Annotated in this window: 15 protein-coding genes; 3 read left to right on the top strand and 12 right to left on the bottom strand. The window is 66.0% G+C overall.

Annotated features, from left to right (window positions below; translation table 11 throughout):
* Nucleotides 1-3 precede the first annotated feature (3 nt).
* Nucleotides 4-378, bottom strand: coding sequence for a hypothetical protein (locus ACP16H_RS16530; protein ID WP_425073353.1), 375 nt, complete (start codon nt 376-378; stop codon nt 4-6).
* A 368-nt stretch (nt 379-746) separates the two neighbouring features.
* On the opposite strand from ACP16H_RS16530, the gene ACP16H_RS16525 reads away from it, so the two are divergent.
* From ACP16H_RS16525 to ACP16H_RS16515, 3 genes are all read left to right on the top strand, one after another.
* On the top strand, nt 747-1961 hold the full coding sequence (locus ACP16H_RS16525) for an AAA family ATPase (RefSeq protein WP_425073352.1): 1215 nt from the start codon (nt 747-749) through the stop codon (nt 1959-1961).
* Entirely contained in the window at nt 1961-2902 is a 942-nt protein-coding gene (locus ACP16H_RS16520; RefSeq protein ID WP_425073351.1) for a ParB/RepB/Spo0J family partition protein, read from the top strand. Before ACP16H_RS16525 ends, ACP16H_RS16520 begins: the two co-directional genes overlap by 1 nt.
* 219 nt (nt 2903-3121) lie before the next feature.
* Nucleotides 3122-4183: a helix-turn-helix domain-containing protein gene (locus tag ACP16H_RS16515; protein WP_425073350.1), complete on the top strand. Its 1062-nt coding sequence runs from the start codon at nt 3122-3124 to the stop codon at nt 4181-4183.
* Nucleotides 4184-4238: 55 nt separating this feature from the next.
* Here ACP16H_RS16515 and ACP16H_RS16510 read toward each other — a convergent pair whose 3' ends face one another.
* The 11 genes from ACP16H_RS16510 to ACP16H_RS16460 all read right to left on the bottom strand — a co-directional run bounded on the left by ACP16H_RS16510 (nt 4239) and on the right by ACP16H_RS16460 (nt 13964).
* Complete coding sequence (locus ACP16H_RS16510) at nt 4239-4475, bottom strand: hypothetical protein (protein WP_425073349.1); 237 nt, start codon at nt 4473-4475, stop codon at nt 4239-4241.
* On the bottom strand, nt 4466-5206 hold the full coding sequence (locus ACP16H_RS16505) for a sirohydrochlorin chelatase (protein ID WP_425073348.1): 741 nt from the start codon (nt 5204-5206) through the stop codon (nt 4466-4468). The genes ACP16H_RS16510 and ACP16H_RS16505 overlap by 10 nt, the downstream gene beginning before the upstream one ends.
* Nucleotides 5163-6728, bottom strand: a complete 1566-nt coding sequence (locus ACP16H_RS16500) for a cytochrome D1 domain-containing protein (protein ID WP_425073347.1) — start codon at nt 6726-6728, stop codon at nt 5163-5165. Before ACP16H_RS16500 ends, ACP16H_RS16505 begins: the two co-directional genes overlap by 44 nt.
* Nucleotides 6703-7920 (bottom strand): heme d1 biosynthesis radical SAM protein NirJ, encoded by a 1218-nt coding sequence (gene nirJ / locus ACP16H_RS16495; protein WP_425073346.1) that lies wholly within the window; start codon nt 7918-7920, stop codon nt 6703-6705. Before nirJ ends, ACP16H_RS16500 begins: the two co-directional genes overlap by 26 nt.
* A gap of 1 nt (nt 7921) precedes the next feature.
* Nucleotides 7922-8404: an AsnC family transcriptional regulator gene (locus ACP16H_RS16490; protein WP_425073345.1), complete on the bottom strand. Its 483-nt coding sequence runs from the start codon at nt 8402-8404 to the stop codon at nt 7922-7924.
* Between the two features lie 9 nt (nt 8405-8413).
* On the bottom strand, nt 8414-8887 hold the full coding sequence (locus ACP16H_RS16485; RefSeq protein ID WP_425073413.1) for an Lrp/AsnC family transcriptional regulator: 474 nt from the start codon (nt 8885-8887) through the stop codon (nt 8414-8416).
* Between the two features lie 2 nt (nt 8888-8889).
* Nucleotides 8890-9876 carry an Lrp/AsnC family transcriptional regulator gene (locus ACP16H_RS16480; protein WP_425073344.1) on the bottom strand — a complete coding sequence of 329 codons (987 nt, stop codon included), beginning with the start codon at nt 9874-9876 and terminating at the stop codon, nt 8890-8892.
* Nucleotides 9877-9879: 3 nt separating this feature from the next.
* A complete protein-coding gene (locus ACP16H_RS16475; RefSeq protein WP_425073343.1) occupies nt 9880-11028 on the bottom strand; it encodes a cytochrome D1 domain-containing protein in 1149 nt (382 codons plus the stop codon).
* Nucleotides 11025-11366: a c-type cytochrome gene (locus ACP16H_RS16470; protein ID WP_425073342.1), complete on the bottom strand. Its 342-nt coding sequence runs from the start codon at nt 11364-11366 to the stop codon at nt 11025-11027. Before ACP16H_RS16470 ends, ACP16H_RS16475 begins: the two co-directional genes overlap by 4 nt.
* On the bottom strand, nt 11359-12141 hold the full coding sequence (gene cobA / locus ACP16H_RS16465; protein WP_425073341.1) for a uroporphyrinogen-III C-methyltransferase: 783 nt from the start codon (nt 12139-12141) through the stop codon (nt 11359-11361). The genes ACP16H_RS16470 and cobA overlap by 8 nt, the downstream gene beginning before the upstream one ends.
* Before the next feature lie 62 nt (nt 12142-12203).
* On the bottom strand, nt 12204-13964 hold the full coding sequence (locus ACP16H_RS16460) for a cytochrome D1 domain-containing protein (protein WP_425073340.1): 1761 nt from the start codon (nt 13962-13964) through the stop codon (nt 12204-12206).

Here is a 13964-nt window from a genome sequence, read left to right as displayed (position 1 = left end):
GGATCAAATACCTTTCGTCGCCGGGGGACCGCGCGCACGGGACGGGTCGACGGGGATCGTGTTCAGCCTGCGCGCCAAGGGGGGCGACAGGCGACGGGACTGCGCGACGGGCCGCGCGATCGTCGGCACCGCAGCGAACAGGACCGCGGCAGGCACCGTGCAATCGGCGCAATGCGCGCAGGGCGTGGCGGGTGACACCGGGTTGCCGTCACGGTCCAGCGTGATCGTTTCGGCCCCGGTCTCACCGCAGATGACAAGCGTTTGCTGCCCCGCGCGGGCGACCGCATGCGCCGTGCGAAGAAAGCCGCTGCTGCCTGCCGAAAGCAGGAGGCTCAGGACGAGCAGCAGCGCAATCAAAGGGGATGTGCAACGTGTCATGCCCACGGGGTACGACCGCCACCGAGTCGCCTCCTTGACGAAAGTCAGGCCTGCGGTACGGCGTTAACAATTTCCTGCACCACGCACCGGACGACTCGATCGGGCAGCAGGACGGGGAGAAACCGCGCGAATCCCCTGTGCAGCAACTCGCCCCTGACGTACTGTGGATAAAATGGTGGATGATTTTCGGGCCGTCCCGGGCCGGGAAACATCCTATAAGCTGCTGATAAAATTGCACTTACCGTCGCACCCTTGCGCCGTCAGCCCCCTCCCCAGTCACGCAGGTTCTAGACGCTCGTCAGCTTTCGGTGGACTTTGCGAGGTTTGCTGATGTAAACAGATCGCAAAGAAGAACGAGGACAGAGCAGATGCGAGCGCTTTTGGGCTCCGAAGTACTTGGCGCATTCAGCGATGCGCTGGATGAGGCTTTGCGTCAACAGGCCAGCCGTCTCAACGCACCGGACAGCCGCAAGTCTGATAAGGCCCTGCGCAGGTTTACGATCCGTGAAATGGCCGATCTGGCCTACCGCGTGAATTACAACACCCTCCGCCATCACCTCAAGACCATCGAGGGCCTGCCCGAAGGGCTGATGGAACCGGGCAACCGCCGGACGTTCTCGCTGGAGGAAATCCACGAGATCCAACAGGCGCTCTATGCGGCGGGGAAGCTGCCTCTGGACACCTTCCCCGGCAAGCTCGACGGCGAGGGCACGACCAAGCTGCTGGTCTACAACCTCAAGGGTGGCGTGTCGAAAACCTCGACCGCGGTAAACCTGTCGCAGTTCCTGGCGCTGCGCGGCTTCAAGGTGCTGCTGGTCGACCTCGACCCGCAGGCCAGCTGCTCGGACCTGTTCGACATACAGGCCGATCTGGACAACATCCCGTCGATCTATGACGTGCTGCGCTACGAGGAAGAGGACGGCGCCCCCCGCGTGCCGATCACCGATGCCATTCAGGCGACCTATTTTCCGAACATCGACATCATCCCCGGGTCGATCTCGCTGACGGAATTCGAATACGAGACCGCCAGCGCCGCGTCGAAGGGCATCCCCTTCTACTCGCGGATCTCGGATTCGCTGCAACTGGTCGAAGACGCCTATGACGTGGTGATCTTTGACACGCCCCCGCATATGTCGTTCTGCGTGATCGCGGCGCTCTATGCCTCGAACGCCATGCTGATCCCGCTGTCTGCGGGGATGCTGGACGTGGTCAGCCTCGTGAAGTTCCTCGACCTCGCGTCCAGCACCCTCGAAAGCATCGAAGGCGTGGACCCCGACAAGCGGTTCGACTTTGTCCGCATCCTGCTGACGCGCTATTCTCCCAACGATCCTGCGCAGTTGCAGCTGAGTTCCTTCCTGCGCAACACGCTGGGGACGGCGATGCTGAACACGGATTTCCTGAGTTCGACGGCCATTGCCGACGCGGGCAACACCATGAACCCGCTGCTGGAGGTCGACCCCTCCGGCTTTACCCGCAAGACCTATGACCGCATCCTCGAAAGCCTGCATGGCATCGCGCTGGAAATCGAGCGCGAGATCATGGCGGGCCGTGGCCGGATCGCGGCAAGCGAAGGAAATGACTGATGGCACGCTCTGTATTCGGCACCGGTGACGGGGCGGACAAGACCGCCGAGGATCAGCCCCCTGCCCGCCCGGCCGCCAAGCGCAAACCGATCATCAAGGGCGGCGCCGCCAGCGACAAGTACATCCGGGCCGCGACCCAGGGCGGCGCCGATCGCACCTATCAGGAAATCGCCGTCGAGGAGATTGCCGACAGCCGCATCCGCGACCGGATCGACATCAACGAGGATCTCGACAGCCTCGTCGACAGCCTGCGCGAGAACGGCCAGCAGATCCCCATCCTGGTGCGGATCGTCCAGGGCGGCGCGCAGCCCTACGAGATCGTCGTCGGCAGGCGGCGTCTGGCTGCCACGCGCCGCCTCGGCCTGCCCCGGATCAAGGCATTCGTGGCGCGGATGGACGACCGCGAAGCCTTTGTCGCGCAGGGGATCGAGAATTCGGCCCGGCTGGAAACCAGCTACATCGAACGGGCCCGTGCCGCGACGCAGGGCGTGCGCGAAGGGTTCGAACAGAAGGACGTGGCCGAGTTCCTGAACATCTCTCCGACGTTGGTGAACTTCATGGTGAACACCTACCTCGCCGTGGGCGAGGATCTGGTGCAGGCCATCGGCCCGGCGCGCGGCGTCGGTCGCCGCAACTGGGAAAAGCTGGTCCGCATGTTGAACAAGGGCGACATGACCAGCGCCCGCGCGCTGGCGCTGCTCGACCGCACCGAGCCCGACAGCGTGGCCCGCTTTCACCAGCTTCTGGCCGCCGTGCAGGCCGCGCTGAGCAAGAAGGCCGAGGCCCCTGCCCCGCAGGCACAGGACTATCTCGGCGGACGGATCACGGTAGAGCGCAAGACACGGTCACTGATCGTGAAGGGCGGACGGGACATGCCGCCCGAACTGCTGGACCGGATCGACGCAGAGGTGCGGCGCATCCTGTCGGATCACGAGGGCTGAGGCCAAAGACTTTACCGCGGTAAATCCCTTGCCGCGGTTTTCGAATAACGAGCAACCACAAAAACAGGAGCAGACACCAGAGCAAAGAAAAAGCCCCCACCGAAACGGGTTCCGGAGAGGGCCTGATTGGTCTTGTAGCAAAGCCTTTCTACCCCGCCTCCGAATCGATTTCAACACTGGTTCGCCAGTGAACGGGTAAATTTTGCCGTCTGAAATGCGATGAAACAGATCATGCCCGCGGCGATGCCGCGCGGGCAAAGGGTATCCCCTTGCCCCACCCCCGGTCACCATGCGGTCGACCGCTGGGAGCTGCTGTCCCTTGTCACGGAATTGCGCCGCCCGCTGGGACTGGCCGACCGCGACATCATGGTGCTGCGCGCCCATCTGTCGGTGCTGCCGCAGGGGCCTCTGGTGCCCGGTGCGCTCAACATGTCCTTCATGAACCTGACCGAGATCCTGGACCGCGCCTGTGGCATGGACGAGCGCCGCTTTCGCCGGGGCGAGGTGCGCCTCGAAGAAGCCGGTCTGCTCATCCGCCGCCTCAGCGCCAATGGCCGGCGGTTCCCGGAACGTGACGCCGCCGGTGTGATCGTCGGTGCCTACGGGATCGACCTGAACCCGCTGATCGACCGCCATGATGCGCTGCGCGCCATGAAGCAGGAGATCGACGAGGACATCCAGCGTCAGCGCCAGCGACGCAACGCCCTGAGCGCCCGCATGGCCGCCGTGCTGCGCGCCTGCGCCTCGGTGCCCCCTGCCCTCGCCGATCTGCGCGATACACTTCGCAACGCCCTGCGCCGCAAACATCCCTGCGAAACGGAACTGGCCGTGCTCGAAGCGCGGTTGACCTCCGCAGAAGCCGAAACCCTCGCAAAGGCCGCGCCCGTCCCTCGGACGCCGGACAGACCTGCCGCCGATGCCGGTCAAACTGTCCGGCACATAGAGTCTGAACAAAAAGATTTAAAAGAAGAAGGCCCCGGACTTGATCCAGCCGAGATCCCGTTGTCCTGGGCGCAGACGCGGACTCTGAAAGAGTTCTACGGCACCCCACCCCAAACGCAGCAGGCCGCCTATGAAACGCTGACCGACTTTGCCAGCTTTCTACGGATCACCCGAGGCACGGTGGAAGCTGTGCTGATGAAATGCGGCTGGGCAGAGGCCATTCGCCTGATCGACCATATCGCCACCGGGTTGGACCGCATCCGACACCCTGACCACTATCTGCGGGCCGTCCTTGAAGATGCGCGCTGTCTGCGTCCCAAAGCGACTTTACCGCGGTAAATCCAAAAGCCGGGAGAAGGGACAACGATTTACCGCGGTAAAGTGATGGCCGTTATCAAGCCCGGCCTTCCGCCTCGCGGATCAATCCGTCGATCCAACGCACGGCCAGCCATGTCGCGGGAAGACCCAAGGGACCGGCAATGAGCAGCGCCATCAAGGGCGACAATGCCGTCACTCCCACCGCCTGAAGCATCAGGAACAGCAGGAAAAGGTTGATCGCCACGGCAGAGGCCGCGAAGGGATAGACAGCGAGGTAAACCAGCACTCGGCGCGGGGCAGGGATCATGGGCATGGTGCAAGGCTCCTTGTCCGGGCGATGGCCTCTCCCAACAGCGCCGGAACCTCTGGCCAGTCGATCAGTGGTGGCAGAACCGATCCCGCGAACCCGGCAGAGTCCAGCGCACGGGGCAAGTCTTCGGTCACATGGCCCGAGGACAAGGCAAACAGCGGCAGGCACAGCGCGTTCCGCCCCATCCCGCGCGCGACATCAGCGATATATGGTGCTTCTTCCAGAAATCCGATCCGGGCCGAGGGACAGGGGAGCAAGCCTGACAGTGCCGCGGTAAACCGTACTGTCGCTTCAGCGGACCCACGTGCGGTGCGGCTGCCATGGGCCGCGATCAGGATCTGGCAGCCGGGCAGGTCGTCGGGCGCAATCGTGTCCGCAATACGCGCCGCCGCGAGGGCGGGAAGCGTCGGATGCAGGCCAAAAGGCTCCAGCAGGGCCACGTCGAAGGGCGCTGCGCGGCAGGGCAGGGCGCGCGTGGTAAACCACCCGCTTGCCATGAAGAAGGGCAGCAGGACGGGCCGGGGCATGGCGGAACAGACTGCCTCGAACCGTCCCGGCGCGGCCAGCGTCGTGCCGCGCACTTCCCATCCCGGCAGACAGGCCGACACCCGCACGGCCAGTTCCGCCACGGCGCGTTCCTGCGGCCATGGGTCGGACGGGCTGCCATGGGCGACGATCAGCGCCGCGCGGTCAATGGCTGGTGCCGTCCGAAAAGGTGATCTTGTTCCAGACATTGTACTTCCCCGAAGGTTTGCGCATCGGCAGGCGCTTCACCTCTTCGAGGGTCCGCGCGTCATAGACGATCACCGCGCCGTCCTCCTCCCAGAGCGACACCAGCGCGTGACTGCCGTCGCGGGTGAACTCGATATGCGCGACGGTCTTGCCGGGGGCGGGGTCGAGCGTGCGGACGATCTCCAGCGAGTCCTTGTCGAGAATTTGGATCTTGTCCTTGTTCGGGCCAAAGAACACATCCGCCCAGACGTAAGGCGAGTCCTCATGCGAGCGCAGGAAGAACCCCGGCCCCAGCGTCTCCACCGACTTTACCACCGACCAATCGTCGGTATTGATCACGGTCAGGCGGCCTTCTTTCAGATGCGGCGTGGCCATGACCCGGCGGCCCTGGCTGATCCAGCTGATGCCGGAGCCAAGGTGCGGCATTCCCGGCAGGGGCAGCTCGGCAATGGCGCGGCCCACGTCGAGGTTCACCACCACGCCGCGCGCGCCGTCCCGGCTGGCGCCGATCAGGTTGCGGTACGCGGGGTCGAAAAAGAAATCGTCGAGCGGTTCGTCCACCGCAATGCGACGGCGGGCAAAGAGGCCCTCTTCGGCGGCGAGGGCTTCGTTCATGTCCTTCTCGTAGCTGTGTACGAACCCGTCATGGTATGGCCCGGCGTCCTCTGATGTGGCGATTTCCCAGATCTCGGGGGCGTCCTTCAGCGCGAGGATGAAGCTGTCGCGCTGCGGGGCCTGATAGACGGCGGAGACGCGGCTTTCGCTGCCATCCGCCGCCACCACCCGGCGGACCTGCACCGGGGTCAGGTCCGCGTCGAGGATTGTCAGCGTATGCGGCAGGTAGTTCGCCACCGCCAGCCACCTTCCATCGTTCGACAGGGCGATGTTGCGCGCATTGATCGCGGCGCGGGTGCGGGCGACCTCTTGCAGCGACCAGATATCGTATTTCTGCACCCAGCCATCCCGCGACATGATGTAGACGAAATGACCGTCGGGCGAAAACTTCGGCCCGCCATGCACGGCGAAGGGCGTCGGGAAGCGATCCAGAACCTCGAAGGTATCGCCATCCAGCACGCTGAGGTGATGGTCGCCGGTTTCCACCACCAGCGTGATGTTCATCGGATCGGCGGAGAACACCGGGGCAGGGGAGGGGGTGTAATCCGGGTTCGGAGTGTAGCTGGCGGCGATGTCCGCCGCCGTCCAGTCGGGGACATGGTCGAGCGGCTGGCTGACATACTCCGCCACGGCGGTGATCTCGGCGGCGCTGAGGGTCTGGGCAAAGGCGGGCATCTGCGTGGCGACGCGGCCATGGGCGATGACCTCTTCCAGCGAGGCACCGCGCAGGCGGGCCAGCGCCTCGGGGATCAGCGCCGGGCCGATGGACCCCAGCCGCGCCTCGCCATGGCAGGAGGCACAAAGGTCGGTGTAAATCGCAGCCCCATCCTGGGCCCGACCTTCAGAGCCCGTGGCAACGATGATCGCCAAGGCACTGACGAGATTAGAAAAACTGATGCGCTGGGTCACGGGTCTTGCCTCGGAAAGGGGTGGGTTCCAGACGATCCGCCTCTGCCACGCCAATCTCGGCGTTGGACAGGTAGCAGGCCGGGTCCTCGGCCCATGGATCGCCGGTGATCTGCAGCGCCCGGATGCGGGTATTGCCGCCACAGACGCCCTTGAACGCGCAGGCGCCGCAGCGGCCTTTCAGCGGGCGGGGGCGCTGCCGCAGCGTCGCCAGCATCGGGTCGTTCCCGGTCCAGAGGGTCGAAAACGGCACGGTCTTCACGTTGCCGATGGTATAGTCGGACCAGTAGGTGTCCGGGTGCACCGTCCCCATGGGCGCGATGTTCGCCACCCCAAGACCCGAGGAATTGCCGCCCCAAGCGGTCAGGTGATCGCGCACATGCGCGACGCGCGCGGCGTCGAGGTGCCGTTCTGCCCAGTGCAGGAAATACACGGCGTCGGCATCGTTGTTGCCGGTGACGATCTCCAGCGGCTGCCCGCCTGTCACCGCGTCCCAGGCGCGGCCGATCAGCAGGTCCATGGCGCGGCGGGTGTGGCTGCGGCGCGTGTCGTCGCCCCGGTTCTTGTCCCCCCGGCCCGCGTAGACCAGATGCGAGAGGTAGAACTTATCCACCCCTTCGTCGTCACAAAGATCGAGCATGTCGCCCAGCATATGCGCGTTCTGCTCGGTCAGGGTAAAGCGCAGCCCGACCTTGATCCCCCGCTTGCGGCATTCGCGGATGCCGGTCAGCGCCGCGTCGAAGGCCCCACCGAGACCGCGAAACGCATCGTTCACCGCCCCGATCCCGTCGAGCGAGATCCCCACGTAGTCGAAGCCCACATCGGCGATACGGTCGGCATTCTGTGCCGTGATCTTCGTCCCGTTGGTCGACAGCGCGAGGTGGCGGAAGCCCAGCTTCGCCGCGCGCTCTGCGATCTCGAAGAAGTTCGGACGCGACATGGGTTCGCCGCCCGACAGGATCAGCGCCGGGATGCCAAAGCCGTGCAGGTCGTCCAGCACGCGCAGGGTCTGTTCGTCGTTCAGCTCGCCGGGAAAGGTCACATCCGCCGAGACGGTGTAGCAATGCCGGCAGCGCAGGTTGCAGCGGCGGGTGAGGTTCCAGATCACCACCGGCTTCACCGGGCCGCTGCCACGGCGGGTGCGGACCGGGGTGGGGTCGGTCAATTCACGCATGTATTGCGTCAGGCGGAACATCTCAGGTGTCTCCCTTCAGCCGCATCCCGGTCTTCTTCAGGATGCGCGTGGAATAGAGAATGTCGTCGGCCTGCAGGGTATCCCCCAGCAGGGCGCGGATCTCGGCGCGATGGGCCTCGACCTGCGCGCGGTCCGATCCGTGGATCATGGCGAACAGGTTGTAGGGCCAGGTGGGCCGCGCGCGGGGGCGCAGGTAGCAATGGGTGACGAAGGGCAGCGCGCCGACCTGCTCGCCCAGGCCCCCGGCGCGGTCGTCCGTCACGTCCCAGACGCTCATCCCGTTGGCCACCATCCCCAGCGCGTAGTGATTGGGGGCCACGGCGATGCGCCGGATAACGCCGTCGTCGATCATCCGCGACAGGCGGGCGGTCACCTCTTCGGGAGTCAGGCCCAGCCAGCCCGCCACTTCGGCATAGGGGCGGGGCACCAGCGGCAGGCCTCCTTGGGTGGCGGCGATGATACGGCGGTCGGTGGCGTCGAGCATGTCCTGTCCTCAGGCCTGAACGCGGAAGCCGATGAAGAACTCCCGCTCCTTGGGAAAGCGCAGCACGGGCAGGCCCGTCTCCGCCTCGATCGCATCGGCTGTGTCGGTGATCGCCTCGGGCGTCTCGCAGGCGAGGACGAACCACATGTTCAGCGCGTGATCGCGTTCATAATTATGCGCCACGGCGTCATGGGCATTGACCAAAGTCACGACCGCCGCGAACCGATCATGTGGCACGGCCATGGCACAGAGGCAGAACGCCCCGCCCATCGCGGCGGCGTCGAGGAAAGGGCCAAAGCGGGTGATCGCCCCCATGTCGCGCAGGCGGTGCAGGGTCTCGATCACCTGCGCCTCGCTCAGCCCCAGTTCGGCACCCACCGTGGCAAAGGGCTGATCGTCCAGCGGGAACCCGTCCTGAAGCGTGTTGAGCAGCGCCCGGTCGGTTGCGGTCAGCGCGTCGGCGGGCAGGGGTTTTCGGCGCATCATCATGCCGCGGCCTCCCGTTGCAGGCGGGCGCCGGTCTGCTTGAAACAGCGGATCGAAAACAGCGGCAGATGGTCCACGCTGTTCAGCGCGGGCAGGGCGGCGGCGCGGGCCAGTACCTCCAGCGCCTCGGCGCGCGACCGGGCGTGGATCATGGAATAAAGGCCATAGGGCCAGACCCCCGGCACGATGCGCCGCTGGTAACACAGCGTCACCCCCGGCACCTGCGCCAGCGCGCGACCGGCCTCCGTCATGCGCTCCGGGGCGACGTCCCAGACCACCATGGCGTTGGAGGTCCAGCCCACGGCACGATGCCGGACGATGACGCCGATCCGCGTCAGGATGCCCGCCGCCAGCAGCGCGTCGATCCGGGTCAGGACGCAAGGCTCCGACCAGCCCAGGCTTTCGGCCAGCGCGGCATAGGGGCGTGGCACCAGCGGCAACCCCTGACTGAGGGCATGTAGAAGGGGCCGGTCGCTGTCGCGCAGCGCGTCCGCATCCACATCTGCCCGCGTGGTCATGCAGCGCCGCTCTCCCGCAAGCGGGAAACCGAGGTCGATGTTGAAGGGCTGCACCAGCCGCAAGTCCAGCACCTCCAGCCCCGTTTCAAGGCGGATGGCCTCCAGATCGCGCGCCAGATCCTCCGCCGAGGCGGCGGTCGCCACGAACCACAGGTTCCAGTCGTGTTCGCGCAGGTAGGCATGGTTGACGCCGGGCAGGCGGCTGACCTGCCGTGCAACCTCCTCGATGCGCTCCTCCGGCACGGCCATCGCCGCGAGGGTCGACGCCCCGGCGGTATTGGGCCGCACGGTGCCGCCGACGCGGGCGATGCGGCCATCACTCTGCATTGCCCGCAGGTGGTCCAGCACCACGTCTTCGGTCGTCCCGAGCTGTTCGGCCAGCACCGCGAAGGGCTGCGGGGTCAGGGGAAAATCGCGCTGGAAGTCGTCCAGCAGGCGTTGGTCGAGCGTGTCGAAACGGTCCAGCATGGGTTACAGCCCCGGTTGATGCGCGCGCGCGGTGAAGAAGATGCCGGAGGGCGATTGCGCCTCGATCCGGGCCTTTTGGGCATAGGTGCGGGTGTCGTAGACGAGGATGGCGTTGTCATCGCGCGAACTGATCCAGGCCTCGGCCCCGCGCGGCGCAAATTCCATGTGCAGGATCGCCTTGCCCGGGGTCAGGGTCTGGACGACCTCGTGCGTGCGCGAGTCGACCACCTGCACCACGTCGTTCAAAGGCGTGGCGAAGTTCACCCAGACGTAAGGAGACGCGGGCTGTGCGATGATGAACACCGGCTGACCGTGGACAGGGGTGCGGCCCGATTCCTCCAGCGTGTCGCGGTCCACCCACAGGAGTTCGTGCTGGCCCACGGCGGGCAGGACGAACTGGCCTTGGGCAAAGGCCCAGCCTTGCAGGTGGGGCATCTTGTAGACCGGCATGTCGTCCTCGGTCTTGCCGTAGTTTTCGAGGAATTTCCGGGGCTTCGGGTCGGTGTCCCAGAGGTCCACGGCGCTGACGCCCTTTTCCCCGAAAAGCCCGATCAGATAGGTATGCGCGTCGTCGGTGACGACCGCGTCGAAGGGGTTCTCACCCACCTTGCCAAGGTCGGTGATGACCGGTTCCGGGCCGGAGAAATCGCCGACGAAGGCGTGGCCCGTGTCCCAGACCGCCCATGCAAAGCGGCGACCGGGCAGGTCGGCCAGACCGATGGTCTTTCCTTGTGCGGGTATGTCCGCCACCAGCGCGAGGGTGTCGGCGTCAAAGACCTTCACCCCGCCCGGCGTGTAGTTCGACACGGCGACCAGCGCGCCGTCATCCGAGATCGCGCCGCCGATGGAGTTGCCCGCCTGAATGGTGCGGGCGACCACCTGTCGCGCGATCATGTCGACCTTGGTCAGCCCGCCGTCGCGGCCAAAGACATAGGCGAACCGCTCGTCGGGCGAGTAGGTCATGGAGGCGTGGGAGAGGTCGCCCAAGCCCTCGATCCGGCCCACGGCGGCGCGGTCGGAGCGGTCGAGCACCAGCAGCGACCCGGTGGCGCGTTCGACGACGAGGCCAAGGTCACCCGTGGCAAAGCCGTCCTCGGCCATGGCGGCGAAGGGCGAGAGCGACAGCAGCGCGGCCCAGAGAAAACGGTTCATGGTTTCACCTCCAGCAGGGTATCGGCGATCCAGCGCGCCTCGGCTTCGCTGAGCAGCGGACGCCATGGCGGCATGGCGGTGCCGGGGACGCCGTCGAGGATGATCGCGGCGAGGGTTTCTGGGTCGGCGCCGTCCAGCGCCTGAGGGGTGAGGGGCGATCCCAGCCCGCCTTTCATGGTCAGACCGTGGCAGGAGCCGCAGTCCTGAATCAGGATGTGTTTCAGTTCGGCGGCGCGGGGGGCGGGGACCTCGGCCCGCATCCCTTCGGCCCGCACCGCCCCGGCGCAAAGCGCGATCACGGCAAGCACCGCGAAGAGGAGCGCGTCCCGGTCAGGCATAGGCCACGTCCGCCAGTTGCGCGGCCTCGGCCGGGTAAAGCGTGACCACATGGCCGATGATGAAGAGGACGGGGGCGGTCATGCACCCCTGTGCCAGGGCGTCGGCCATGTCGTCGGAGAGGGTGGCAAGGGTGGAGCGCAGGCGCTGTTCGCGCGGGGTGGTGGCAGAGGCCACGGCCAGCACCGGCAGGGACGGGGGCATGCCGTGGACCTGCAATTCGTGGGAGATTTCGGAAATGTTCATCGCGCCCATGTAGACGACGAGGGTCGTGTCGGGATCGGCGAGCGAGGCCCAGTCGAGGTCCAGCGCCATGTCGCGGGCGCGGTGGCCGGTGACGTAGCGCACGCCGGTGGCGAGGCCGCGATGGGTCAGCGGGACCTTGGTGGAGCAGGAGGCCCCCTGCGCCGAGGTGATGCCGGGCACGTAGTCGTAGTCGATCCCGGCGGCGGCGAGGTCCAGCGCCTCTTCGCTGCCACGACCGAAGATCAGGGGATCGCCGCCCTTGAGGCGCACGACGCGTTGCCCCTGCCGGGCGAGTTTCACGAGGATGTCGTTGATCTGCTCCTGCGGAACCTTGTGGCATGTCGGCAGCTTGCCCACGTCGATGCGGTCCACGCGGGGTGGGATCAGGGCCATGATCTCGGGCGAGACGAGGCGGTCGTAGACGACCACGTCGGCCTCGGTCAGCAGGCGCAGGGCGCGGACCGTCAGCAGGTCCGGGTCGCCGGGGCCGGCACCGACAAGGGAGACTTTGCCGCAGGAGAGGTCTTTCATGGCACGGGTCCTTGGCAATGGGGGAAGGGGAGGGGGCCGATGGTCTCGGCCCCCCCTTGGTGTCAGTAGACGTCGGCGCGGGTGTTCAGGACGTTGAACTTGCCCGTGGGCGTGATCAGGCGGGGGTCCTTGATCACCTGCTTGAGTTCCAGCGTCTTGTCGTCGACCACGACGATGGCCGATTCCTTGTCCTTGGCGTTCCAGACGGAGAACCAGACCTCGGTGCCTTCCTTGTTGAACTCGGGCTGCACGACGCGCGGCTGGCCGTCGGTGATCCCAGCCCATTCCACGATGGGAAGGGTGGTGTAGTCCGGCTCGCCCCCGGCGGTCATCTTCGTGATGTCAAAGACCGCGACAGAGCCGGACACCTCTGCCTCCGGGTTCAGCGGCGCATCGACGTAGAGGTGCTGCGAATTCGGGTGCGTCTTGATGAACAGCGACCCGCCGCCCAGTGCCTCGAAGGTCTGCACCATCTTCCACGCCTGGTCGGGGTGGCCTTCGGGATCGGTGCCGATCAGCGCCACGGATTCGTCGCCCAGGTGCGAGGTGGCCCAGACAGGCCCCAGCTCCGGGTGGAGGAAGTTCGCGCCCCGGCCCGGGTGCGGTGTCTGGCCACCGGTTTCCACCAGCGCGGTCAGTTCGCCTTCCTTGGTGTCGACCACGGCGACCTTGCCGCGCGCGTTGGCGGCGACGAGGAAGTAACGGTGCGTCGAGTCAAACCCGCCGTCATGCAGGAAGCGTTCGGCCTCGATTTCCGTCACCTTCAGGTTCTTGATGTCGGAGTAGTCGACCAGCAGGATCTTGCCCGTCTCCTTCACGTTGACGATGAACTCTGGCTTGAAGTGCGAGGCGACGATGGAGGCGACGCGCGGTTCCGGGTGGTAGGTCTGCTCGTCGTAGATCATCCCGCGCGTGGACTCGATCTTCAGCGGCTCCAGCGTGTCGCCATCCATGATGACATACTGCGGCGGCCAGTAGGCACCGGCGATGGCATACTTGTCCTCGAACCCCTCGAATTTCGACGTCTCGATCGAGCGCGCCTCGGAGCCGACCTTGATCTGGGCGACGGTGGTCGGGGTCTCCATCCAGAGGTCGACCATGTTCACCAGCGCGTCGCGCCCGATGACAAAGAGATAGCGACCGGAGGCGGAAATGCGCGAGATGTGCACGGCATAGCCGGTGTCGATCACCGCGTGGATTTCATAGGTCTTGCCGTCGATCAGCGCGACCTGACCGCTGTCGCGCAGCGTCACCGACATCAGGTTGTCGATGTCGATATCGTTCATCTTCTGCGTCGGACGGTCGGCGGGGGCGACGATCAGCTTCCAGCTCTCGCGCATCTTGTCCATGCCGAATTCCGGCGGGGCGGGCGGTTCGAGCAGCAGGTAGCGGGCCATCAGGTCCACTTCGTCCTCGGACAGCTCGCCCGAGGTGCCCCAGTTCGGCATGCCCGCAGGCGAGCCATAGGTGATGAAGGCCTGAAGCGCCTCGTACCCACGGTCGCGGGTGATGTCGGTGGTCAGCGGCTTGCCTGTCGCGCCCTTGCGCAGCACACCGTGGCAGCCGGCACAGCGCTGGAAGTAGATCTCCGTGCCGTGCTGGAATTCCTCCTGCGTCATGACCGGGTCGCCGTCCTTGCGGCCCGGGATCTCGACCTGGATGTCGGCGAGGGTGGTCATCGAAGGCTGGTACTGGCCGCCCGGCGTGGTGCCGTGATCGGCGGCGGGCGTGTCTTCGGCCAGCGCGGCCCCGGCAGCCAGCGAGAGGGCCATGGCCGCGCTCGTCAGCAGGGCGCGCCGCAAGGGGATGAATCGGGAAATCAT

Source organism: Sagittula sp. S175 (genome assembly GCF_049800975.1).
GTDB lineage: Bacteria > Pseudomonadota > Alphaproteobacteria > Rhodobacterales > Rhodobacteraceae > Sagittula.
The sequence above is the reverse complement of the archived record's forward strand: the minus strand, read 5'-3'. Positions and strand labels throughout refer to the sequence as shown.

Bases quoted from the DNA above. Each gene is read 5' to 3' on its own strand.
- ACP16H_RS16530 (WP_425073353.1), bottom strand. From the start codon at position 378: ATGACACGTTGCACATCCCCTTTGATTGCGCTGCTGCTCGTCCTGAGC.
- ACP16H_RS16525 (WP_425073352.1), top strand. From the start codon at position 747: ATGCGAGCGCTTTTGGGCTCCGAAGTACTTGGCGCATTCAGCGATGCG.
- ACP16H_RS16520 (WP_425073351.1), top strand. From the start codon at position 1,961: ATGGCACGCTCTGTATTCGGCACCGGTGACGGGGCGGACAAGACCGCC.
- ACP16H_RS16515 (WP_425073350.1), top strand. From the start codon at position 3,122: ATGAAACAGATCATGCCCGCGGCGATGCCGCGCGGGCAAAGGGTATCC.
- ACP16H_RS16510 (WP_425073349.1), bottom strand. From the start codon at position 4,475: ATGCCCATGATCCCTGCCCCGCGCCGAGTGCTGGTTTACCTCGCTGTC.
- ACP16H_RS16505 (WP_425073348.1), bottom strand. From the start codon at position 5,206: ATGTCTGGAACAAGATCACCTTTTCGGACGGCACCAGCCATTGACCGC.
- nirJ (WP_425073346.1), bottom strand. From the start codon at position 7,920: ATGTTCCGCCTGACGCAATACATGCGTGAATTGACCGACCCCACCCCG.
- ACP16H_RS16490 (WP_425073345.1), bottom strand. From the start codon at position 8,404: ATGCTCGACGCCACCGACCGCCGTATCATCGCCGCCACCCAAGGAGGC.
- ACP16H_RS16485 (WP_425073413.1), bottom strand. From the start codon at position 8,887: ATGCGCCGAAAACCCCTGCCCGCCGACGCGCTGACCGCAACCGACCGG.
- ACP16H_RS16480 (WP_425073344.1), bottom strand. From the start codon at position 9,876: ATGCTGGACCGTTTCGACACGCTCGACCAACGCCTGCTGGACGACTTC.
- ACP16H_RS16475 (WP_425073343.1), bottom strand. From the start codon at position 11,028: ATGAACCGTTTTCTCTGGGCCGCGCTGCTGTCGCTCTCGCCCTTCGCC.
- ACP16H_RS16470 (WP_425073342.1), bottom strand. From the start codon at position 11,366: ATGCCTGACCGGGACGCGCTCCTCTTCGCGGTGCTTGCCGTGATCGCG.
- cobA (WP_425073341.1), bottom strand. From the start codon at position 12,141: ATGAAAGACCTCTCCTGCGGCAAAGTCTCCCTTGTCGGTGCCGGCCCC.
- ACP16H_RS16460 (WP_425073340.1), bottom strand. From the start codon at position 13,964: ATGATTTCCCGATTCATCCCCTTGCGGCGCGCCCTGCTGACGAGCGCG.